The 22,362-nt window shown below is 70.0% G+C and carries 20 protein-coding genes and 1 pseudogene; 11 read left to right on the top strand and 10 right to left on the bottom strand.

Features of this window, described 5'->3' with window-relative positions:
* Positions 1-134 precede the first annotated feature (134 nt).
* Complete coding sequence (locus ACFUNE_RS08225; protein ID WP_383563935.1) at positions 135-1,277, top strand: glycoside hydrolase family 76 protein; 1,143 nt, start codon at positions 135-137, stop codon at positions 1,275-1,277.
* An 88-nt stretch (positions 1,278-1,365) separates the two neighbouring features.
* Here ACFUNE_RS08225 and ACFUNE_RS08230 read toward each other — a convergent pair.
* The 3 genes and pseudogenes from ACFUNE_RS08230 to ACFUNE_RS08240 form a co-directional block, all read right to left on the bottom strand.
* A pseudogene (locus tag ACFUNE_RS08230) lies at positions 1,366-2,049 on the bottom strand (cellulose-binding protein); the annotation flags it as partial.
* Positions 2,050-2,271: 222 nt separating this feature from the next.
* Positions 2,272-3,642 carry a cellulase family glycosylhydrolase gene (locus ACFUNE_RS08235; protein ID WP_383563937.1) on the bottom strand — a complete coding sequence of 457 codons (1,371 nt, stop codon included), beginning with the start codon at positions 3,640-3,642 and terminating at the stop codon, positions 2,272-2,274.
* 177 nt (positions 3,643-3,819) lie between these two features.
* Positions 3,820-4,344 (bottom strand): MarR family winged helix-turn-helix transcriptional regulator, encoded by a 525-nt coding sequence (locus tag ACFUNE_RS08240; RefSeq protein WP_383563939.1) that lies wholly within the window; start codon positions 4,342-4,344, stop codon positions 3,820-3,822.
* Positions 4,345-4,444: 100 nt separating this feature from the next.
* On the opposite strand from ACFUNE_RS08240, the gene ACFUNE_RS08245 reads away from it, so the two are divergent.
* The 3 genes from ACFUNE_RS08245 (at position 4,445) to ACFUNE_RS08255 (ending at position 7,863) form a co-directional block, all read left to right on the top strand.
* The gene (locus ACFUNE_RS08245; protein ID WP_383563941.1) at positions 4,445-5,962 is read left to right on the top strand and encodes an MFS transporter; all 1,518 of its coding nucleotides are present in this window, start codon (positions 4,445-4,447) and stop codon (positions 5,960-5,962) included.
* A gap of 501 nt (positions 5,963-6,463) precedes the next feature.
* On the top strand, positions 6,464-6,700 hold the full coding sequence (locus ACFUNE_RS08250; RefSeq protein WP_383563943.1) for a hypothetical protein: 237 nt from the start codon (positions 6,464-6,466) through the stop codon (positions 6,698-6,700).
* A 116-nt stretch (positions 6,701-6,816) separates the two neighbouring features.
* A complete protein-coding gene (locus tag ACFUNE_RS08255) occupies positions 6,817-7,863 on the top strand; it encodes a sigma-70 family RNA polymerase sigma factor (RefSeq protein WP_383563945.1) in 1,047 nt (348 codons plus the stop codon).
* Positions 7,864-7,869: 6 nt separating this feature from the next.
* Here ACFUNE_RS08255 and ACFUNE_RS08260 read toward each other — a convergent pair whose 3' ends face one another.
* Both ACFUNE_RS08260 and ACFUNE_RS08265 read right to left on the bottom strand, forming a co-directional pair.
* A complete protein-coding gene (locus ACFUNE_RS08260) occupies positions 7,870-8,121 on the bottom strand; it encodes a DUF397 domain-containing protein (protein WP_383563947.1) in 252 nt (83 codons plus the stop codon).
* Complete coding sequence (locus ACFUNE_RS08265) at positions 8,118-8,939, bottom strand: Scr1 family TA system antitoxin-like transcriptional regulator (RefSeq protein WP_383563949.1); 822 nt, start codon at positions 8,937-8,939, stop codon at positions 8,118-8,120. The genes ACFUNE_RS08260 and ACFUNE_RS08265 overlap by 4 nt, the downstream gene beginning before the upstream one ends.
* A gap of 112 nt (positions 8,940-9,051) precedes the next feature.
* Between ACFUNE_RS08265 and ACFUNE_RS08270 the strand changes: the two genes are divergently transcribed.
* The 5 genes from ACFUNE_RS08270 to ACFUNE_RS08290 all read left to right on the top strand — a co-directional run bounded on the left by ACFUNE_RS08270 (position 9,052) and on the right by ACFUNE_RS08290 (position 13,289).
* Positions 9,052-9,498 carry an ATP-binding protein gene (locus tag ACFUNE_RS08270; protein WP_383563951.1) on the top strand — a complete coding sequence of 149 codons (447 nt, stop codon included), beginning with the start codon at positions 9,052-9,054 and terminating at the stop codon, positions 9,496-9,498.
* A gap of 15 nt (positions 9,499-9,513) precedes the next feature.
* The gene (locus ACFUNE_RS08275) at positions 9,514-10,557 is read left to right on the top strand and encodes an NAD(P)/FAD-dependent oxidoreductase (RefSeq protein WP_383563953.1); all 1,044 of its coding nucleotides are present in this window, start codon (positions 9,514-9,516) and stop codon (positions 10,555-10,557) included.
* On the top strand, positions 10,554-11,192 hold the full coding sequence (locus tag ACFUNE_RS08280) for an SAM-dependent methyltransferase (RefSeq protein WP_383563955.1): 639 nt from the start codon (positions 10,554-10,556) through the stop codon (positions 11,190-11,192). The genes ACFUNE_RS08275 and ACFUNE_RS08280 overlap by 4 nt, the downstream gene beginning before the upstream one ends.
* Before the next feature lie 597 nt (positions 11,193-11,789).
* Positions 11,790-12,701, top strand: coding sequence for a hypothetical protein (locus ACFUNE_RS08285; protein WP_383563957.1), 912 nt, complete (start codon positions 11,790-11,792; stop codon positions 12,699-12,701).
* Positions 12,702-12,902: 201 nt separating this feature from the next.
* Positions 12,903-13,289 carry a peptidase inhibitor family I36 protein gene (locus tag ACFUNE_RS08290; protein WP_383563959.1) on the top strand — a complete coding sequence of 129 codons (387 nt, stop codon included), beginning with the start codon at positions 12,903-12,905 and terminating at the stop codon, positions 13,287-13,289.
* Between the two features lie 72 nt (positions 13,290-13,361).
* On the opposite strand, the gene ACFUNE_RS08295 is transcribed toward ACFUNE_RS08290, so the two are convergent.
* Positions 13,362-13,976: a YceI family protein gene (locus tag ACFUNE_RS08295; RefSeq protein ID WP_383563961.1), complete on the bottom strand. Its 615-nt coding sequence runs from the start codon at positions 13,974-13,976 to the stop codon at positions 13,362-13,364.
* Positions 13,977-14,215: 239 nt separating this feature from the next.
* On the opposite strand from ACFUNE_RS08295, the gene ACFUNE_RS08300 reads away from it, so the two are divergent.
* Positions 14,216-14,740: a hypothetical protein gene (locus ACFUNE_RS08300; protein ID WP_383563963.1), complete on the top strand. Its 525-nt coding sequence runs from the start codon at positions 14,216-14,218 to the stop codon at positions 14,738-14,740.
* 47 nt (positions 14,741-14,787) lie between these two features.
* On the opposite strand, the gene ACFUNE_RS08305 is transcribed toward ACFUNE_RS08300, so the two are convergent.
* The 4 genes from ACFUNE_RS08305 to ACFUNE_RS08320 form a co-directional block, all read right to left on the bottom strand.
* Positions 14,788-15,390, bottom strand: coding sequence for a hypothetical protein (locus ACFUNE_RS08305; protein ID WP_383563965.1), 603 nt, complete (start codon positions 15,388-15,390; stop codon positions 14,788-14,790).
* Positions 15,391-15,502: 112 nt separating this feature from the next.
* Positions 15,503-17,248, bottom strand: a complete 1,746-nt coding sequence (locus tag ACFUNE_RS08310; RefSeq protein ID WP_383563966.1) for an amidohydrolase — start codon at positions 17,246-17,248, stop codon at positions 15,503-15,505.
* Between the two features lie 161 nt (positions 17,249-17,409).
* A complete protein-coding gene (locus ACFUNE_RS08315) occupies positions 17,410-18,729 on the bottom strand; it encodes an amidohydrolase family protein (protein WP_383563968.1) in 1,320 nt (439 codons plus the stop codon).
* A gap of 121 nt (positions 18,730-18,850) precedes the next feature.
* Complete coding sequence (locus ACFUNE_RS08320; RefSeq protein ID WP_383564170.1) at positions 18,851-20,062, bottom strand: glycoside hydrolase family 64 protein; 1,212 nt, start codon at positions 20,060-20,062, stop codon at positions 18,851-18,853.
* Between the two features lie 683 nt (positions 20,063-20,745).
* On the opposite strand from ACFUNE_RS08320, the gene ACFUNE_RS08325 reads away from it, so the two are divergent.
* Positions 20,746-22,329, top strand: a complete 1,584-nt coding sequence (locus tag ACFUNE_RS08325) for an acyl-CoA carboxylase subunit beta (RefSeq protein WP_383563970.1) — start codon at positions 20,746-20,748, stop codon at positions 22,327-22,329.
* The last annotated feature ends 33 nt before the right edge of the window (positions 22,330-22,362 follow it).

The raw sequence follows: 22,362 nt of genomic DNA on the forward strand, positions 1-22,362 counted from the left end.
GGCCCCCGCCGCCCGGGGCTCGCCCGTGCCCCGCAGGCGAAGCCCCCCGGGGTTCCCGGCAACGATCCGCACGGCAGTTGGGGTACTCCCGCAATCCCGAACCCATCCGCACACTCGCCCCCAGGAGAACGCAGATGATCAGACGCAGATCGTTCCTCGCGGCAGCGTCAGCCTTAGGAGCCACGGCGGCCGTCGCGACAACCGTGCCGAGCCACGCCGAGACGGCGGAGCGCCCCCCGGAAGGGGCCACCGGCGCCAAGCCGTCGGGCACCGGCAACACCGACGCGGCCTTCGCCGCGCTGAACAGCGCGTTCCTCGTCTCCAACGGCGATCAGCGGTACTACAAGGAGTCCCTCACCAGGACGGACAAGGACTACTTCTGGCGCCAGGCGCTGGACATCCAAGCGGTGCAGGACGTTCATGACAGCGCCCCGCGCACGGAGACCCGTGACCTGATCAGCCGCCTCCTCGACACGTTCCTCCAGCAGAACCGGGGTTCGGGCGGGCTGTACGACTGGGACTGGAACGACTACAACGACGACCTGCTCTGGGCCGGACTGGCCTTCGCCCGTGGCCACAGGATCACCGGCAACCAGACCTACCTGAACCAGGCGCGGTACGCCTTCGACCGGGTCTACGGCCGAGGGTGGGACGGCGCCCTCGGCGGCGGCGTCTGGTGGAGTGTCGAGAAGCGTGAGAAGAGTGCGCTCAGCAACAGTCCGGCGGTGGTTCTCGGCTGCCTGATATACGAGTCGAACGGCGACCGCTGGTACCTGGACAGGGCACGGGCGATCTTCGACTGGGTGTGGCAGAGGCTGCTGGACCGCTCGACCGGCGGCGTGCACGAGAACATGCTGGCCGACGGAAGCGTCTCGGACGGACAGACCGTGTACTCGGCAGGTGTCTTCGTCGGCGCGGCGCAGGCCCTGTACCGGAACCAGGGCCAGTCGACCCTGTTCGACGACGCCCGGCGGACCGTCGACTGGGTCATCCGGGACCGCACCGTCGGCGGCATCATGACGAACGGGCAACGGGAGGGAACCTGGCAGTCCGAGTTCGCCCGGGGAATGGGCGAGTTCGTCCGCGAGAACAACCTGTGGGGTCAGTACTACGACTTCATGAAGCGCAACGCGGACGCGGCGTGGAACGCCCGGCGTACCGATCTCGACCTGACCTGGAACCGTTGGGACGCCCAGACGCCGCGCGACGACACCAGGGCGGTCGAGGCCATCGGCGCGGTGATCATGCAAGCGGTCACTCCGGCTGTCCGCCCGTAGCGGCGAGCGGATGACGGGCCCCGGCGCCCCGGCCGTGTGCAGGCCGGAGCGCCGGGGCGTTGCCGGCCCGGTGGGGGCCGGAGGGGCGTCAGCAGCCGACGGGTGCGGAAGCGACGGTCACGTCGTCGAACCACAGGGTGTCGTCGCCCGTCCCGTAGCTCTCCCACCCCAGGCGCAGGGCGGTGGGCCGCGGCGGCGTGGTGCGGACGAGCCATTGCTGGTCGACGTCCTGGGTGGGGACACCGTCCGCGTGCAGGCCGGGGACCAGCTCGTCGCCGAGCCAGGTGTCGAGACCGGGCGCCGTCGTGTCGATCGCGAACCGCAGGCACTGCCAACTGCCCGTCGGCAGCGGCCTGCTCAGTGCCACGCCGACCGGGCTCTGGGCCGGCAGTGTGGCGTCGTCGCTCTCCCGGTTCCACTGCAGGGCGCCGTTCTGGCCCCCGACCCGCAGGCTCCGCCCGCCCTGGGAGGCGTCGGGCAGCGAGACGAACGTGACGTGGGCGGAGGGCAGTGCGGTGGTGTGCCGTACCCACATGCGCACGTACATCACCGGCCCGGCCGAGGACAGGTCGGCGGTGGAGGCGACGAAGGCGTGGTTGCAGTAGCCGGACCCGCCGTCCACCCGCAGCGACCTGCTGCCGCTGTGCGCGACCGCGCTGTCGACGGAAGCCGTGCCGGTGCCCTGGCAGTCGGGTGCGGTGAACTGCCACGCGCCTGAGGGGGTGGGGCCGGTCTGGTCCTCGAAGTCCGAACAGATCACCAGGCCCGCGCAGTCCGCCTCGGCGGGTGGTGACGCGGCCTCGGACGTCGCCGTGAAGCCGGACGCCGTCAGCAGGACGGCCGTGAGGACCGCGGCCCAGGAGCGGCGGGGTGACCGGGGGAGAAGGGTGCGCACGTGTGCCTCCGGGGTGGGGGTGAGGAGTGCGTAAGGGCGACGGGCGGTGTCCCCGTCCTCGACGGGGGCTCCGGGTCAGGGCGGAGCCCCCGTCGAAGGTCAGCTGGTGGGGAAGTTGTCGGGAGTGCTGATCCGGCTCTTGAGCAGCGCTCCGGACTCGGTCAGCACGCCGTTGCTGCTGTAGTCGCCGCCGGCACAGGTGCCGGGCCGGAACGCGGCGCTGCTCTCCGGGGCGTCGGAGTAGGTCCAGTTCGCGTAGCTGATCTTCAGCTGATCGAGCAGGTCCAGCCATGCCGTGGTGCTCGCCACGTCCATGGCACCACCGCCGGTGGCGCTCACCGTGCCGAACTCGGTGACGAAGAGCGGGAGTTTCGAGGCCGCCCGGCTCAGCGTGGAACGGTAGGAGTCCTTGTGGCTCGCGGCGTAGAAGTGGAACGCGTACATGAGGTTGGTGGCGTTGACGGGATTGCTGACCACCTCGCTCTCGTTGGAGCCGTCGGAGACTCCCAGCGAGGACCAGCCGCGGGTGCCGACGATGACGACCGCGTCCGGGTCGGTGGCCCGGATCACCGGGATGACCTGCTCGGCGTAGCTCTTGATGCCCGCCCAGCTCACTCCGTTGGGCTCATTGGCGATCTCGTAGATCACGTTCTTCTTGGCGGAGTTGCGGGCGGCGACGGACGCGAAGAAGGTCTTCGCGCGGGCGAGGTTGTAGTTCGGGTCGCCGGGCGTCAGGGTGTGGAAGTCGATCAGTGCGTACATGCCGCGCGCCTCGGCCATGTCGACGAGTCCGTTCACGCGGTTGGTGAAGCCCGCCGGGTCGGTCTCGTAACCGTCTTCCTGCACGTACATCGCGGTGCGCAGGAGGTCCGCCTTCCAGTCGTGGGCCAGTGCGTCCAGGGACGCGTTGTTGTAGCACTGGCTGAACCACTGGATTCCGTGCGTGCTCATGCCCCGCAGCTGGATCGGGCGGTTGTACTGGTTGCACAGGTTCACGCCGCAGACGTGCAGCTGCCCGTTGATGTCCACGGGAGTGCCGTCGACCGGGACGGGCGGGGGCTCCTCGAGAGAACCCGTGCAGGCGACGCCGTTGAGCGTGAAGGCGGTCGGCTTCGGGTTGGCGCCCGTGAAGGTGCCCGTGAACCCCAGGTCGGCCGCCGCCCCGGTGGCCAGTGAACGGTTCCAGTCGACACCGACGGCGCTGACCTTGGAGCCGGACTGCGACCAGGTGGCGTTCCAGCCCTGGGTGATCTTCTGTCCGGCGTCCGGCAGGGAGAACCCGAGCGTCCAACCGGATACGGGAGCGCCCAGGTTGGTGACCTTCACCCCGGCCTGGAAGCCTCCAGACCACTGGCTGGTGACCGTGTAGTCGACCTTGCAGCCGGGGGCGGCCACCGCCTGGGGAGCCACTGCTGCCGTGAGGCCCAGGACTGTCGCGCAGGTCGCCAGTAAGGCGAGTAGGCGTTTCATAGCGTTCCTCCTCGTGGGGGTGAAGCGGAAACAGCGCTATGGGAGCGCTCCCAAAGCCCATCGGCCCGAGACCGTACACCGGTGCGCGGGGGTGCGTACAGAGATTCGACAGGCATTCGACGAAGAGTGCCCGGCGAGGGGCGAGGGGGCCGGCCGGGCGGGCCGGGGGTGGGACGCTCAGGCGGTCCGGCGGTCAGGGGTGTCGGGGGAGCGCGGTGTCGTCGGGGTCTGTTCCGAGAGGTGGCTGTCCATGGTGGCGTTCAGGTCGGCCACGAATGCTTCGAACTGTTCCAGGAATCGCGGCGGGTAGTGCGCCATCGCGGTGTCGAGGCGGCGGGCGAGCGGGCCGAAGAACTCGTCCGCCCGTTCCTGGATGTGTCCCCCGCTGCGCAGTGTGACGATGCGCCGGTCGGAGTGCTCCCGGGCGCGGGTGATGTGCCCTGCCGCTTCGAGACGGTTCAGCAGCGCGGTCGTGGCGCCCGTGGACAGGGAGATCCGCTCGCTCAGTCGCGCCGGTGACAGGGGAGTGCCACGCTCCTCGGCGGCGGCGATCTCCAGGACCGCGATCGCGTCGGTGGAGTGCAGCCCCAGCCAGGTGGCGAAGCGCCGGCTGAGCTCGGCGTAGTGGCCGCCGTAGATCCTCAGCGATTCCATCAGCCGCTCACGCTGCTCCGCGACACCCTCGCGCACGGCGTCGTCCATGCCGACCTCCACCTTTCTCCCCTGCTGTGAGGCCCACCCGGCCACCTCGCTTTGACAACCTACCTACTGCAATCTACCTTCACCATGGAATTACTTCACCATGGAGGTATCTGACGTGCGTGACCCCTCGCCCCAGTCCGACGAGACGACCGCGCCCTACCGGTGGCGCTGGCTGATCCTGGCGGTGATGATCGTCGCCGAGATCATGGATCTCCTGGACGCCTCGATCGTCAACGTCGCGGGGCCGGACCTGGAGAGATCCCTCGGTGCCGGTTCCGTCGGACTGCAATGGGTGATCGGTGGCTACGCCCTCACCCTGGGTGCCGGGCTCGTGCTCGGCGGGCGGCTCGGTGACCGCTACGGCCGGCGCCGGATGTTCCTGATCGGCCTGGCGGCCTTCACCGCGAGCTCGCTGCTGTGCGCGATCGCGCCGAACATCGAGTTGCTGATCGCCTTCCGCCTGCTGCAGGGCACAGCCGGAGCGATGCTGCTGCCCCAGGGGCTGGGCCTGCTGCGGGAGAACTTCTCCGGCCCCGAACTCACCAAGGTCTTCGCGATCTTCGGACCCGTCCTCGGCCTGGGCGGCATCATCGGCCCGGTCCTGGGCGGCTTCCTCATCGAGGGTGACTTCTTCGGGCTGGGCTGGCGGTCGGTGTTCCTGATCAACCTGCCCATCGGTATCGCGGCACTGATCGTCGCCGCTGCGTTCGTGCCCAGGAAGGCGGGCGACCGCACGGTACGGGTCGACATGACCGGCGCCGCCCTGGTCGTGGTGTCCTGCGCCCTGCTGGTGCTGCCCCTCAACCAGGGGCAGGAGGAGGACTGGCCGGTGTGGACGTGGCTGTGCATGGCCGCCTCGGTGATCGGGTTCGGCCTCTTCGCCCTCCAGCAGCGCCGTGCGGCCACCGAGGGCCGCGAGCCGCTGGTGACCCCGGGCCTGCTGCGCAAGCCGGCCTTCACCGTCGGTCTCGGCGGCATCGCCCTGTTCTTCGGCGGACTGATCGGCACCCAGCTCGTACTGACCCTGTTCCTCCAGATCGGCCAGCACTTCACCGCCGGTGACGCGGGGCTCGGCAATCTGCCCCTCGCGGTGGGAACCGCGATCGGCGGTGCGGTCAGCGGCGCGTTCCTCGCCGACAGGATCGGCCGCAAGGTGCTGCAGATCGGACCGCTCGTCCAGCTGGCCGGCGCAGCGGTGCTGTGGTTCGAGCTCGACGGCCTCGATGCCGCCTCGTTCTCGATCTGGGACATCGCTCCCGGCGTGGCGGTGGCGGGCATCGGCGCCGGCATGGTGATCGCCGCCCTGTTCAGCTTCATCCTGGCCGCGGTCGACAACGACGAGATCGGATCCGCCTCCGGCGTCCTGTCGGCGGTTCAGGCCATCGGCGGCTCCATCGGGGTCGCGATCTTCGGCTCGGTGTTCTTCGCCCGGGCCGAGACCGGTGACTTCGCCGGCGGCTTCCGCCGCGCGCTGATCGTCCAGGCATGTCTGCTGGTGGTCTTCCTCGCGATCACCTTCCTGCTGCCCAGGAAGGGCCGCCCCGAGGGCGAGCAGCACGACATCACCCCCGAGGCGGCTGCCGACGGCTCCGGAACCGAGCAGCGCCTCTCGGTGTGAGACCGGAACCCGCACGTCGCCCCGGAGCTCCGGGGCGACGTGCGGTGCACGCTGTCCGCCGACAGCGCGGGGCGCCCCGTCAGGCCCCCTGCGGCAGATCTGCACACCGTGCGCGCAGGTGGCGCGCCTCCGGAGGCCGTCCCACGGGGCCGGACCGGGGGCGGCGCGTCCACGGCCGGGAATGTCTCGTTCGCTGCGGCTTAAAGAGCTGGCCGCCCGGCCGTCCGTCGGTCAGCGAAGTGAAGAAGCTGTACCGGTCCGAAGTGCGATGTGAGCGCGCCTGCCTTTCGACGTGCAAAAGCCTTACCGGGGGCTGCCGGGCGGGTGGCTTCCCCCCGATCTCCCGTGCTTACATCCTCCACATCGCGGAAGCCGCACAAAAATGTGCCGTATGCCTCGGGCCCCATCGGGGCGTCGGCGACCGTGAAAGCGGCAAGGACCTTCTTTCCTGACGGTGCCGGTCCTTGCCATCTCGGAATTGACGCGAAGGGAATTCACATCATGAGCTCCGCCCCCCAGGTGCAGACCCAGGAAATCTCCGACGCCGACCTGGACAACGTGTCCGGTGGCCTCGGCGGCGCGGTTTCTCTCGACGCGCCGCTCGTCGGTGGCATCGCGGGCGGCCTCAACGCCGACCTGACGGGCGTGGCGCCGCTCGCGGGCAGCGTCGCCGGTGCCGTCGGCGCCAACGTGCTGGGCGTCGCCGGGCTCGGCTCCGCCGCCACGCTCTCGGCCTGATCCGACACCCAGCCCGTGTGCCCCGATGCCGACCCAGGCCGCGGGGCACACGGGTCGTGGGGCACCATGACCGGGCAGATGGTGAACGCTGAACCACGGACCAGAGGGCTTTGCACGTGAAGGACTCGGGTACCGCTCGTCGACCGCACGGTCCGGGCAACCGGTGGGAGCTCGTCTGGAGCCACCGGGACGAACTGCTGGAGATGGCGCGCAGCCGCTCGGCGAGCGCCGAAGAGGCCGAGGACGCCGTCCATGAGGCGATGGTCCGCGCGGTGGAGGACCCGGACGTCCAGTACGGCCGGGTCCGCTCGTGGCTCAGGCTCGCGACCGTACGCGCCTGCGCCGACCGGCGGCGCCAGGTCGCCCGGGACTCCGAACTGAGCGACAGCCTCTCCGCCGCCCCCGCCGACCCGTTCCTGGTGGAGGAGGCGGCGTGCGACCGGGCGGAGGCCAGGTGGCTGGCCGCCCGCAGCGCGGAGCTGCTGCCCGCGCGCCAGGCGGAGGCGCTGCGGCTGCACTCCCAGGATCTCGACGTCGGACAGGTGGCCCGGACCATGGGCCTGAGCTACCGGGCCACCGAGTCACTGCTCGCCAGGGCCAGGCGCTCGCTGCGCAACGCCCTGGCCGGGGGCCTCACTCTCGCCATGGCCGTGTGGCTGTCCGTGCGGAGGTTCCCGCGTACGGGCGTCACGCAGCAGGCGGTTGCGGCATCGGCTGCGGTGACGGTCGCCGTGGTGGGGCTGAACCTGCACGCCGATTCCCCCGTCCGGCCGGAGAGCCGGCCTCGGGCGGACAGCTCCGCCCCGCGGGCCGTGGAGGCTCCCGCTCCCCGAGTGACTCCGGGACGTCATCCCACGCCCTCCGCCTCCCCGGACTCCACCGACCGGAAGCTCCGGGACCATGTGCGGCCGACGCCGAGGAAGCCGCCGAGAACGCGCGAGCCGTCGAATGCGGCAGTCGTGGAGATAGGGATCGGATTCGGCGAGCGCGCCCGCGTACTGCGGCCGGTGGCCATTTCGGCGCCGATTCCGTCCCTGCCCCTGGACGTGCCCGAAACCGATGTCCTTGAAGCGCCGCCGGTACCGGTCGATATCTCCACCGAAAGGCCCACCGTGCCACCCGGTCCGGACCAGAGCGACCGGCAGGGACTACTTTCCCGCTGAGCCGTTTCAGAGGGCGGCGCGGACGAACGCGGCCCAGGCGGCCGGGGGCACGGTCAGGACCGCGCCGTCGGTGACCTTGGAGTCGCGGATGTGCACGGCGGCGGGGTGGGCGGAGACCTCGACGCAGTTGCCGCCTTGGTCGCTGCTGTAGCTGGACTTGCACCAGTCGTAGGCGACTTCGAGGCAGTCGCCGCCTTGGCTGCTGCTGTGGCTGGACTTGAACCAGTCGAGGGCTTTACCGCGTGTTGCGCGAGTCATGACTCTCCAAGCAGGTCATCCAGTAGGCGTGCGCTGTTCTCGACGGACAGCGCCTGCGAACGCAGCATCCCATACATCTGCTGCAGGACACTGACGTCATCAGGATCTTCGTGGAGATAGCTGACGCGCTGCCCTTCGATGTATGCCATGTGGTCGTGATCAGGCGTTTCCAGGAGCACCATCGGTCCCGCCAGGCCTGCGTGCTTAGGAAGCATCATCGGCATGATCTGGAGTCCCAGAAAGGGGAGTTCCATACATCTGCGCAAGTGTTGGATTTGGTCCCGCAACACCGTGCGGTTGCCGATCCGGCTACGGAGAATGCTCTCCTCCAGAACGAAATGCAGCATGGGGCGCGGCCTGCGTTCGAGCAGCGCCTGCCTGTCGAGCCGAGCTGCCACCCATTCCTCGACCTCGTCCTCCTCGATCGGCGGGTAGAGGCAGGAGAAGAGGAATCGGGCGTAGTCCTCGGTCTGGAGGAGCCCTGGAACCACCTGACTCTGATACGACAGCAGCGTCACGGCCTCCTGTTCGTACTCCACGAAGTCCTGCACGAACGCCGGGAACCGCTCCTTCTGCGGCACCTTCGCGACGGCGATCTGCAACACGCCCTTGGTGTCCAGCAGTTCGTCCAGTTGCGACGCGAAGTCCGCCTGGAGGGCCCGGCGCCCCTGCTCGATCGAGGCGATCGTGTCCTCGCCCACGCAGAACCGGTCGGCCAGGGAGGTCTGCGTGAGTCCTGCCGCTCGCCTGAACGCGGCCAGTTGTGCGCCGATGAGGTGCCAGGACGTGACCCGCTTGTTCTTCTTCGCCGAGTGCATGGAGTGCCTCTCCCCGTACGCGAACCCCGCCGGACCCGTCAGCGCTCGTACAGAAGCGGTGTACGACCTGACGCGGTGACCCACAGTAGTGACGTTCTGTGACAGTCGTCCCGTGAATGAATCAACGCGACTCGTCCCCTTCCGCGAGGCGTTCTACCGCCGTGAGCGCAGGTCCGTTCCCCTCGTGCGTCAGTTCGTCCGTGAGGCCCTGCTCGACTGGGCGTGCGAGGTGGACCTCGGCGACGTACTGCTCTGCGTGAGCGAGCTCGCCACCAACGCCCTGGTCCACGGCGTGCCACCCGGCCGGGGGTTTCGGGTACGGCCGACCTGGGGTGACCTGCTCCGGATCGAGGTCGACGACAGCGGGGGCGGCGCGGTTCGGGAGGAGCCCTGCCCTGCCCCGTACGCGGAGTACGGGCGCGGGCTGCTGCTGGTCGGGGCGCTCGCCGACGCATGGGGGGTGGGGGAGAGGGACCCGGGGAGGACCGTCTGGTGCGAATTTGCCGGTTCGGCAAGCAAGCTTGTCGAACTGGCGCCGTGCGCGCACCATCTTCCGTAACAGGAGGTGATCCGCATGAGTGGGATGAACCAGCGGTACGACGTAGTGGTGATCGGCGGTGGAGCCGCCGGGCTGAGCGGGGCGCTGGCCCTCGCGCGGGCGCGGCGTTCCGTGCTCGTGATCGACGGCGGCCGCCCCCGCAACGCGCCGGCGGCCCATGTGCACAACTACTTGGGCCGCGAGGGCACCCCGCCCTCCGAGCTGCTTGCCGTCGGCCGGGCCGAGGCGGCGGACTACGGCGCCGAGATCGTCCGGGGCGAGGTCGTCTCGGCGAAGAGGCTGCCCGACGGGGGTTTCCGTGTCGTGCGGGCGGACGGGGGAGCCGTCGAGGCCCGTCGGCTGCTCGTGACCACGGGAATCGTCGACGAGCTGCCGCCGGTGGAGGGCCTGGCCGAGCGCTGGGGCCGCGACGTGCTGCACTGCCCGTACTGCCACGGTTGGGAGGTGCGGGACGCGCCGGTCGGCATCCTGGCGCTCAGCCCCATGGCCGTGCACCAGGCGCTGCTCTGGCGCCAGTGGTCCGACGACGTGGTGCTGTTCCGGCACGAGCAGCCCGATTTCGGTGACGAGGAGTACGAGCAGCTCGCCGCCCGGGGCATCGCCGTGGTCGAAGGCCGGGTGGCCGCGCTGGAGACGACCGCAGACCGGCTCACCGGGGTGCGGCTGGCCGGGGGCACCGTGATCCCGCGCGAGGCGGTCGTCGTCCAGCCGCGCTTCACCGCGCGCTCGACGGTCCTGGAGGGCCTCGGCCTGGTGCCCACCGAGATGACGTTGGGCGACCACGTCATCGGCACGTACATCTCGGCCGACCCCGCCGGGGCGACCGACGTGCCCGGAGTATGGGTCGCCGGTAACGTCGCCAACCTCATGGAGCAGGTCGTCGGAGCTGCGTCCGCCGGGCTGAAGGCGGCCTCGATGATCAACATGGACCTCGTCACCGACGACACCCGCCGCGCGGTGGACGCCCGTCGCACACCCTTCTCGGCCGACGCCGAGCGCAAGGTCACCGAGCGTGTGCTCGGGGACCGCCGACACGGACTTCAGGAGACAGCGCGATGACCGCTGACAGCACCCGCACCGACGCCGAGATGTGGGACGACCGGTACCGCGAGAGCGACCGGATCTGGAGCGGCAACCCCAACGTCGCCCTCGTCCGTGAAGTGGAGGAGCTGAAGCCGGGTCGCGCCCTCGACCTGGGCTGCGGGGAGGGCGCCGACGCGGTCTGGCTGGCCCGGCAGGGCTGGACGGTCACCGCGACCGACATCTCCCGGGTCGCCCTGGACCGGGCGGCCGGGCACGCGGCCGATGCGGACGTCGCGGACCGGATCGACTGGCAGTGGCACGACCTCGGCGCGTCGTTCCCCGAGGGGGAGTACGACCTGGTCTCCGCCCAGTTCCTGCACTCCATGGGCGACCTGCCCCGTGAGGAGATCCTGCGGCGGGCGGCGTCGGCGGTCGCGCCGGGCGGGGTGCTGCTGGTCGTCGGCCACGCCGGATTCCCCTCCTGGGAGCACGACCACGCGGACATGGAACTGCCGACCACGGACGAGGTGCTCGCCTCCCTCGAACTCCCGGAAGGGGAGTGGGAGGTGCTGGTCAGCGCGGAGCACGAGCGCGTCCAGAACGACCCCGACGGCAACCCCACCACCCGCACCGACAACGCGCTGAAGGTCCGCCGCACGACGGGCCGCTGACCCGGACCGAAGCAGGAGGCGCGGGCGCACCGGCTCAGGCCCTTCGCCGCCTGCCGGTTCGCCCGCCCTCCACTCGGGCCTGCCCGACGACCGTTTCGGCCACGCCGGGAACAGCGAACCCGGCCGGAGCCGCGACCCGTCGTCCACGATTCTTGGCCCGATACCCGCACCTTGAGGGACGGTTCCCTCACCACACGGGTCACGGATCATCAGGACGTTTCAGCACGAGGGTGTTACCGGCCGCACGCGACGGACGCCCGAATCCGGCATGAGGCGTTTACCCCACATATCCCAGGTTTACCCGGTGGGGAACATTGGCTCAAAAATTGCTGTGCATCCCCGCATTCTCTTCTTTCGAGCTCGGGCTGAGGTAATGGCAGTTGATCACGTGGTGAAGGCGTGCTTGGATGGTGAATGAACTCGGGGGATGTCCGGGTGTGGAATGAAGCCGCCGGTGCGAGTTGCCGATGTATTCGTCCGTGTACATGCGGCGTTACTCCCCGGTGAAATTCTGATGAGTCGATCGCCGGGCGGTGAGATCTCTTGGGGGACTGGGCTGTGGGCGCGAGGAAACGTTTTACGAACGACCCGCGACGCATGGCTCTGGTGGGGCTTTCCTGCGTTCTCGCGATGTTGGCGGTCGGCTGTTCGTCGCGCCCGGGCGCTGGAAGCGAGAAGGAAGAGCGTGCCCCGGTCGGCGTGAAGCATGACGATCTGCATCTCCCGATAGAGGACTACCTGTTCTCGAATGCGGAGCTGGCCAGGCTGACGGAAGCGCAATTCGTGCTCATTGGAAAGTGCCTGCGCCGCCTGGGGCTGGACCACACCCTCGAATCACCAGGACCCGCGCCGGGGCCCCGCAGCATGACGGAGCGCCGGTACGGGATAACGGACGCCGGGCCGGCGAAGGTCAACGGTTACCGCCTCGGTGGTACCCGCACCACGCGACCGGGGTCTCTCACCGCTCAGATGAAGACGTTGGCCGCCCCGCAGCGGGCGCGGCTCATGGTGGCCCTGCACGGGGACACCGCATCCGGGGCCGGTGACGGGGACGGGCTTCGGGTGAACGGGGTGCGGGTCCCGGCAGGAGGCTGTGCCGGTGAGGCGGCGGAGGGCATATCCGGGGGATCCGGGAAGCTGGGACCGGGCGAGGTGGCTCGGCGCGCCAACTTCGCGAGCTTCGACGACTCACGATCGGACCCGCGCGTCGCACGGGTGCTCGGAGCCTGGTCCGCGTGCATGAAGGAAAAGGGGTACGCGTACCCCGACCCGCTCGCCGCAATGAGTGACTCCAGCTTCCGGGGGAAATCACCCACGCCGAAAGAGCTCAGGACGGCGCAGGCTGATGTCGAGTGCAAGCGGAGGACGGATCTCGTCGGTGTCTGGTTCGGCGTGGAGGCCGTTCTGCAGAAAGACATGATCGCCGGGAACGCCTTGGAATTCGCGGCAGCACTCACATCTAAGAAGAGCCAACTCGCGCGGGCCGAATCCACTCTCGAAAGCCGTTGACGGGCAGGATCACGCATCCGGCCGCCTTGACTCGCATCGATGTCCATGGGAATTCGGCGCATGTCCTCCGGCCCATCGGTCCGATGCTTCAAAAAATGAACTCTCCCGCTCGGTGCCATCGGCAGGCGAGTGGGAGGGCCGACGCAACCGGAGCGATCCTTGCGCCGGGCCATGCAGTTCCGACGATGATGGAGTCACTCGATGAACCGTATTGTTTCTGCAGTCGCCGCGGCACTCGGAGCCACCTTGCTCGTCCCGCTGGCGGCTTCCTCGGCCGAGGCGGCCACCTGTTCGTCGGGTACGTTCTGTCTGTACTACAACTCGGGCCTGGGAGGCTCCCGCTTCTCGCTCACCAACAGTGCCCGTGACCTCGCCGGCTACACGTTCTCGACCAGCGGCGCCGGGCAGGGGTCGGCCGTGAAGAACAACGCCGCGTCGGCCTGGAACAAGACGCTCTGCCCGGTGACGGTGTACTTCCGCTCCAACTACGGCGGCCCGTGGGACTCGTTCGGCTACAACCAGTCGGGAAACCTGGTCGACACCTACAACGAGAACGCCTCCGTCGAGTTCTCCACCACCACCTGCTGAACCCGGAATGCCGAGCGCCCGCCGCCTCCCCCGTGAAGGGGAGAGCCGGCGGGCGCGCTCAGTCAGGGAGTGTCAGGCCTGCGGGGCGGCCTTGATGGCGGAGATGTCGAAGTTCAGCTTGACCTTGTCGCCGACCAGCACGCCGCCGGTCTCCAGCGCGGCGTTGTACGTCAGGCCCCAGTCGGAGCGCAGGATCTCGGCGCTGCCCTCGAAGCCCACGCGCTGGTTCCCGTAGGGGTCGGTGGCGGTGCCGTTGAACTCCAGGTCGATGGAGAGCGGGCGGGTGACGTCCTTGATGGTGAGGTCGCCGGTGACGCGGTAGGTGTCGCCGCCGAGCTGTTCGGCCTGCGTGGACCGGAACGTCATGAGGGGGAACGCCTCGGCGTCGAAGAAGTCGCCGCTGACCAGGTGGCCGTCGCGGTCGGCGATACCGGTGTCGACACTGGCGATCTTGACGTCGATGGACGCGGTGGAGGCGGCGGGAGCCGTGCCGTCCAGGACGAGGGTGCCCTCGTGCTCACCGAAGGAGCCCCGCACGTTGGTGACCATGGCGTGACGCACGGTGAAGCCGATGCTGCTGTGCGCCGGGTCGATCGTGTAGGTGCCGGTCAGCGCGGCCAGCGCCGGGTCCACGGCGAGGGTGGCGGTGGTGGACGGGGCGGTGTTCTTGCGGTTGAACAGAGCCATGGCTCCTCCTCGGGACGTGGTCCGACGCGTTCTGTACGACAGCCCGCCGAACGTTTGGTTTAACCTTCAACGAGTTCGACTGTAGACCTCTTTTGTTCAAAGTTCAACATCAAGGGTCCAGGCCGGTCCGAAAGTCGCGGAGGGGCTATGCGCATCCCCGTCGCACCCTGGCGGACGCGCGTAGAGCTGGGGCACTATCTCCCTGCCCCCAAATTGTCATGAGCAGGAGGACTTCCCCCATGCTGACCCGTCCCAGACTCCGCTCGGCCCTCACCGCCCTCGCCCTCGTCCTCGGAGCGCTCTTCGCGCCCGGCGTCGGTGTGCTGGGCGGCGGCGCGACCGAGGCGCACGCCGTCACCAAGCTGACCCACTCGCAGGCGACCTCCCGCTTCTCCTCGTCCGGGGTCACCTGGTCCTCCTCGGGCGGCTGCTCGAACCGCAACGTCTCCACCTGTACGTCCTTCGACCAGCTGAACCTGACCAGCGCGCAGGGCGCCCAGACGCTGAAGAGCGCGACGGGCTGCGCGCTCAACATCACCGGGGGCACCGAGACCGGGCACGCCAGTGGCACGTACTCGCACTGGAACGGCTACAAGCTCGACTTCGCGAAGACCACCTGCCTCACGAACTACGTGAAGGGCGTCTTCAGCTACATCGGCCTGCGGGGCGACGGCGCCCCCCAGTACAAGTCGGGCTCGGGCAACGTCTACGCCGACGAGGGCAACCACTGGGACGTGACGTACTACAACTGCGGCGGCTGCTGACCGCACGCACGAACGCCCTCGTCCCGTCCCACGGGGCGAGGGCCGTTTCAGTCGAACCAGACGCTCAGGCGCACGCAGGTGCCGCCGTGCAGCTCGGCCAGCACCCTCATGACGGTCAGGACAGGTGCCCAGGTCGCGGTATGAACGGTCTGGCGTCGGGTCAAGGGCTCGATCCTCAGCAGGACGTCGCCGTCCTCCCACTCCGTCCCCGCCGGCCACCCATGGCCGCCCCCGGGCGGCGTCAGCCCGGAGAGCTCCGCGAGACGGTCCACGGGGAAGGCGCGCTCCTCGAACACCCACGCGTCGCCGGGGGAGCGCCGCCGGTAGCGGTGGAGGTACGTGTCCGGCTCGGCCGTCGCCTCGTCCCAGTCGGCCGCGGCCAGCTCCGCCCAGCTGATCCAGGTCGTCCCGTGGCCGAGGTGCTCACGGGCGACCGTCTCCGAGGCGTCCTCGGGCAGCCCTCGCCCAGGAGCCAGTGGCTCGAAGGCTCCATGGTGGTTCCGGACGCCGAACAGGCTGCCGAACGCGTCGTAGTCCCGGGTGTCGTAGAGGTGGCCCAGCTCGATGGCGGGCTGCCAGACGGGCGCCGGGCCGCCGTCCGCGGAGTAGCCGCGGCGGCACTCGATGAACCCGTAGATGTCCGTACCCATGGAGGACATGGTGCGACAGCCGCCGGGCGGCCCGCGAGCAGATTGCGGCCGACGGCGCGCGTCCCCCTCGCCGAGAGGGACGCGCGCCGAAGGGGACGCACCCGCGGCTCGCTCAGACCTGCGGCTCCAGCGCCGGTCCGAGCGAGGCGAACTTCTCCTTGCTGACGATCCGGCGCGGCGGCCAGGTGATGTTCGGCGGCGGCCATTTCTGGCCCGTCCTCTTCAGGAACCAGGCCGGCGGCTCGTACATCGGCGGCTCGTAGCCCTCCGGCAGCGCCGTCCTCCAGGTCACGCCCTCGGTCCGCCTACCGAACTCCTCCTTGACCCCGCGCAGGAGCTCCGGCTTCACCAGGAGGTCGACGGCGGTCGCCGCCAGATAGGAGGCGGCGGCCCGGATCGCGGCGTGGGCGGGTGCCGATCCCGCGCAGGAGGCGGTCGACCAGGTGTGCATCTTCGACCCGATGGGGGCGACTGCCGCGCCCATGGAGACCGTCGGCACCTGCCAGCTGATATCGGCCACGTCGGTGGAACCGCCGCCCAGGAAGACCGGGTTGGGCGGCGCCAGCTCACCGACCTTGTCGTGGAGCCCGCTCTCCGGCAGCCCCAGAGAGCTCTGGAGCTCCTTGGCCAGGCGCTGGGCGTCTTCGGAGAAGACCGGGGGGCCGATCTGCCGCATGTTGTCGTACATCAGCTCGGCGAATGCCTTCGAGGGGAGCTGGTTCCAGCACGCCGAGGTGATCCGGTGCCGTACCGACGTGCTGCTGGCGGTCGCCGCGGCCTTCGAGACGGCGATGACCTTGTCCAGGAGCGAGGTGACCCGCGCGACGCTGCCCTCGCGCACGTAGTAGCAGATCTCCGCGATCTCGGGGGTCACGTTGGGGATGTCGCCCCCGTTGTTGATCACCCAGTGCAGTCGCGCCGAGGGCGCCATGCTCTCCTCGCGGAGGAACTCCGACATGGTCGCCATCATCACGGCGGCGTCCAGCGCGCTCTTGTTGCCGAGCGGAGTGCCGCCGTGTCCGGCGACGCCGAGGAAGGTGAAGGTGACGGCCGTCATCGCGTTGGAGGTGCCCCAGCCGGTCGCGTTGCCGGTGGAGGGATGCCAGTCGAGGAAGGCGTCCAGCCCGTCGTAGACGCCCTGGCTGACCGCGTACGTCTTGCCTATCAGCTGCTCCTCGGCGGTGGAGCCGAAGAACTTCACCGTCACGTCGAGCTTGTGGCGGCGGGACGCCTCCGCCACCGCTGCCGCGGCGGCCGCCGCGGCGGTCCCGAGGGCGCAGTGCCCGCAGCCGTGGCCGGGCCCGTAGCCCGGCGCGAACGGGTCGTGGACGTACTCCTTCGGGTCGTGCTCGCCCACGCCCCTGTTCTGGGACAGACCTGGAAGGGCGTCGTACTCACCGCTGAAGCCGATGACCGGACCGCCCTTGCCCCGGGTGTAGGTGGCGGTGAAGGCGGTCGGGAAGCCGGCCGTGCCGAACTCCACGTCGAAACCCGCCCCGCGCAGGAAGTCGGCCTCGGCGAGGGAGGAGTTCCACTCCCGCAGGCTCAGCTCCGCGTGCTCCCAGATCTCGTCGTTCAGCGCGTTGATCCGGGACGTGTTCCGCTCGATCCACGTGAGGGCCGTCCGCTTGGCCGCGGAGTCCTGGGCGAGCCCGGTGGGCGGGGTGTAGGCGGCGGCGTCCACCGCCGCACCGGCGGTCTCGTCCGAGGCGGCCGCCATGGCCGGATCCGCTGTCGCCCCCATCGCCGTGGTGGCGATTCCCGCGGCCCCGAGCATCTGCATGATCCGGCGGCGGCTCAGCCCGTCGCCCGTGTGTACCGCGTGGTCGTGGTCGCTGGGGTCGTGCAGGTCGCACACGGGCGCCTCCGGTCCGATGGCATGTACAAGTACAGTGCCCGGCACTCTCCATTCCGCTTGTTGCGAAGTCAATAGATCGGCGTAACCGCGGAGTTACGTGCTCCGCTTCCGCGGTGACAGCTGCGGACGGCTCCGGCCGGCCGGTCCCGGAGACGGCGCCCTCAGGGACAGAGCGCGGGCAGGACGCCGCCCAGGACACCGGCCCGGTCGACGGCGATCCGGCCCTCCTTCACCACCGCCAGGATGTGGGAGGGGTCGCCGAGCGCCGCGATGTCGGTCAGGGGGTCGACGTCGGTGATCACCAGGTCGGCGGCCTTGCCCGCCTCCAGGGTGCCGGTCGTCCCGTCGACGCCGCACAGTCGGGCGGCGTCACGCGTCGCGGCCACGATGGCGGTCATGGGGGTCAGCCCGGCGATGTCCACGAGCAGCGCCAGCTCCTGGAGGTTCCTCCCGTGGCCGACGGCCAGCCCGCTGTCGGTGCCCATGGCGATCCTGACCCCCGCCTCGGCCGAACGGGCCACCGACTCCTGGGCGATCCGGTGCCATCGGACCCCCTTCTCGTACGCCGCCGGGGAGGTGCGCGCGGGATCCAGGTCCTGCGTCGTCTCCAGCAGCGTGGGCACCAGGTACTGGCCCCGTTCCACCATCTCGGCCCGCAGTCCGTCGTCCAGGGCGTAGCCGTGCTCGATGCTGCTGACGCCCGCCCGGACGGCGGCCTCGATACCCGGCCGTCCGATCGCGTGGGCGGCGACCGGCAGGCCACCGTATGCCTGGGCCTCCTCGACGGCCGCCCGGATCATCTCGGGCCGCAGCCCCAGCCACTCGGGCCGGTCGTGAGGGGAGGTGACGCCTCCGCTCGTGGCGAGCTTGACGCAGTCGGCGCCCGCCGCGACCAGCTCGCGCACACGGGCGCGCATGTCGTCGACGGAGTCGACCAGGCTGCGCGGGCTCCCGGGGAAGGTGACGGCGAGCGCGAGCCCGTCGATGCCCCCGGCGAGGGTGAAGTCGGCGTGACCGGCACGCTGACTGAGCATGGTGACCGAGACCAGCAGGCGGGGGCCGGGGATCCTCCGCTCCGCCACGGACTGCCGGAATCCCGCGTCCAGGCCCATCAGGTCGCGGGCGGTGGTCACCCCGTTCTCCAAGGTGACGCGGAGCCGGTCCAGCACTTTCAGGGTCCGGTAGCTGGGCAGCTCGTAGAGGCCCTGCAGGGGGTTGCCGGCCGGCCCGGGCAGGGCGAAGTGCACATGGGTGTCGATGAAGCCCGGGCACACGGTCCGGCCGCCGAGGCCGAGCCGTCGCACGGGTCCGAGGTCCGAGGGGAGCCGCGCCGAGGGGCCGGCCCACCGGATCACCTCGCCGTCGATCAGCAGGGAGGCGTCCGGCACGGGGGCGCCGCCGGTGCCGTCGATCAGGCGAAGGCCGTGGAGGAGGACCCGGGCACCGGACTCGCCGGCGGGCGGTTCGTCGAGGGAGGACATCCGACAACGATCCGCCGCGCGAAGCGGCGGCGCAGTCCGGCGTGGGCCTTACGGGTACCGCGCACGGCAGGGCCGCCCCCTCCACGGCTGTTCCAGGGGGCGGCCCCGTGCCGCGGGGGCGTCAGGAGCCCACGGTCACCGTGAATCGGCGGGGGTTGCCGTCGTGCGCCGCCCCCGACACGTCCGGCTCGCCGTCCGGGCGTACGTCGTCGTACGGGAACGCGTAGCCGATCGGGGAGTTCGCGTGGACGACGCGCGACCAGTGGTTCGTCACCGCGCCCTTGTAGTAGTCCGCGACCGTGGTGCCGTTGGGCTGCTGCGGGTGGCTGAGCATGATCGAGCGGTTGAAGCCGGCGGAGATCCGGGCCAGCAGCGCCTTCTTGTCGTCGGAGTCACCCGGGTTGTTCGCGAAGGGGCCGTGGTTGCAGGTGAGGATGTCCTTCGACGTCGGCTTCACGAACGTGTGGCCGCCCTCGAAGGTCAGCGTGTCCCCGCTGACACGGCCCGCGAGCGTGCCCCGGCCGCCCTGCAGGTCGATCTTCAGGTCGGTGGACCGGTACTTCTCCCACACCTCGTCGATCTGCGCGGTGAACAGGTCCCGGAACGGCATCTGGTCCGGCCGGTCGAAGAACGGGGCCATCAGGTTCTGCGGCGACACGACCCGCAGGACCTTCCCGTCGGAGCCGCGGGTGACCAGCTTGTCCCAGGGCTGCCCGTCGGAGGCCGCCTGGGCCGTGAGGTCGTCGGCGATGCGCTGGACCGCGCCGTCCGGGAGCGGGGCCACCGTGTGCGTGGTGTCGCCCTCCAGGGTCAGCCCGATCGGCAGCGCGGTCACCAGGTCGACGTAACTGATGTTCGCGTACAGCTGCTGCGGGTTGAAGGTGAACTCGCAGAACGACCAGGTGCGCCCGTAGTTCGGGTCGGTGGGCGTGGCGAAGGCCGGCTCGACCAGGGAGGGCCCCGGGTTGAGGTAGAAGTCCAGCTTGTCGTCACGGACGAAGTAGACCCGCGCGCCGTACATCTGCGGCAGGGTCAGGACGACCGGGCCGGCGCCCGCGGCCTTCAGCGGTATGGCGCAGTCCACCGGCAGCGGGGTCTGCGGGGCGCCGGGGGAGTCGGGGCGGTAGACGCTGCCGTCGGGGCGCAGGAGCACCCAGCGGTCGGTGCCCTGCTCGTGGCCGGTCACGTACGCGTGCACGGTGCCGGGCAGCGAGCGGTTCTCCAGTGCCAGCTCGCACGTCGCGGCCGCTGCCGAGGTGCGGGGGCTCAGGGCGCTGCCCCAGAGGGGGTAGGTGAGCGCGGTCGCGGAGGCGGCGGCGCCCGTCAGGAACATTCTGCGAGAAATCACGGAGGAACTCCCGAGGTGTGGGGGCCGCAGACAGGGGGGGCAGAGGGTGGTGCGGGGAGGTGGAGCAGTGGGGGGTGTCTGCGGTGCGCACCACTCTTGCGACGCCTCCGTCGAGCGTCAAGAGTTATGACTGAGAGCGCTCTCAAGAACTAGCCGTTCTTCACAACTCGACGCTCTCGGAAGGGTTTTGGCCACGCATGGTCGATCGCCGTGCGCATGGAGTGAACAGGAACTGAACGCGTCGGCGACCGGATGCGGTGGGACGGGAGGGGGCGTGCGCCGGGGCGTGTCCTCGCGGTCGGGGTGCCGGTCGTCCGCGAGCCCGTCGCGGGGGTACTGTCCCTCCGGCCCCGAGCGGGTGCGGTCCCGTGCGGGACGGGAGCGGTCGCCCGGAGCGCGTCTCGACAGTGGACGATCCGGCGGCGCCCCCTGCCATTGCGGTGTGCCCGGTCGCCCGCCCGGTGGATCCGCGGCGTGGCGCGCGAGGCCCGGCATGTGGCCGGGGCCACATCTCACGCTTTGTCGGAGCTCTACAACGCGCGAGCCCCGTGAGCTGGCAGATGGGCTGCATGGGACCCGGCTTCTGTCAGGTGCCACCAGTAAACCGGGCAGGAGACTGTCCGGAGTGAACGGCAGGGTTTCCGCGGTCGGGTTCGTAGGGTCGACGTATGACCGTTGTGGACGAAATCCCGGGCGAGCCGAGCGACACGCGTGGCCGGGTGGCCGAACTGCTGGCGCTGCGCGAGCAGGCCCGGCGGGGACCGAGCGACCGGGCGACCGAGGCGCAGCACGCCAAGGGCAAGCTGACCGCGCGGGAGCGCATCGCGCTGCTGCTGGACGAGGGATCGTTCAAGGAGGTCGAGCAGCTGCGTCGGCACCGGGCGACCGGCTTCGGCCTGGAGACCAAGAAGCCCTACACCGACGGTGTCATCACCGGCTGGGGCACGGTCGAGGGCCGGACGGTCTTCGTCTACGCACACGACTTCCGGATCTTCGGCGGGGCGCTGGGCGAGGCCCACGCCACGAAGATCCACAAGATCATGGACATGGCCATCTCGGCCGGTGCCCCGCTGGTGTCGCTGAACGACGGCGCCGGCGCCCGCATCCAGGAGGGCGTCTCCGCCCTCGCCGGGTACGGCGGGATCTTCCAGCGCAACACCCGGGCCTCCGGTGTCATCCCGCAGATCAGCGTGATGCTCGGCCCGTGCGCGGGCGGCGCGGCCTACAGCCCCGCCCTGACCGACTTCGTCTTCATGGTCCGTGAGACCTCGCAGATGTTCATCACCGGCCCGGACGTCGTCAAGGCGGTCACCGGTGAGGAGATCACCCAGAACGGCCTCGGCGGCGCGGACGTGCACGCCGAGACCTCGGGCGTCGCACACTTCGCGTACGACGACGAGGAGACCTGCATCGCCGAGGTCCGCTACCTGATCGGGATGCTCCCGTCCAACAACCGGGAGAACCCGCCCGTCGTGCCGAGCGACGACCCGGCCGACCGGCGCGGTGACGTCCTGCTGGACCTGGTCCCGGCCGACGGCAACCGCCCGTACGACATGCACAAGGTCATCGAGGAGCTCGTCGACGACGGCGACTTCCTCGAGGTCCACGAGCGCTGGGCCCGCAACATCGTCTGCGCCCTGGCCCGGCTCGACGGCCAGGTCGTCGGCATCGTGGCCAACCAGCCCCAGGCGCTGGCCGGGGTCCTGGACATCGAGGCGTCCGAGAAGGCCGCTCGATTCGTCCAGATGTGTGACGCGTTCAACATCCCCATCATCACTCTGCTGGACGTACCCGGCTTCCTGCCCGGCGTCGATCAGGAGCACGGTGGGATCATCCGGCACGGCGCGAAGCTGCTCTACGCGTACTGCAACGCCACCGTGCCGAGGATCTCCCTGATCCTGCGCAAGGCCTACGGAGGCGCGTACATCGTCATGGACAGCCAGTCCATCGGCGCCGACCTCACCTATGCGTGGCCCACCAACGAGATCGCGGTGATGGGCGCCGAGGGCGCCGCCAACGTCATCTTCCGCCGTCAGATCGCCGACGCCGAGGACCCCGAAGCCATGCGGGCCCGCATGGTCAAGGAGTACAAGGCCGAGCTGATGCACCCCTACTACGCGGCCGAGCGCGGCCTGGTCGACGACGTCATCGACCCCGCCGAGACGCGCGAGGTACTGATCGCCTCGCTCGCGATGCTCCGCAACAAGCACGCCGACCTGCCGTCCCGCAAGCACGGCAACCCCCCGCAGTAGTCGCAGCCGCAGCGGCGACCCCGCCCACGTCCG

It is taken from the genome of Streptomyces sp. NPDC057287, assembly GCF_042667905.1.
Lineage (GTDB): Bacteria > Actinomycetota > Actinomycetes > Streptomycetales > Streptomycetaceae > Streptomyces.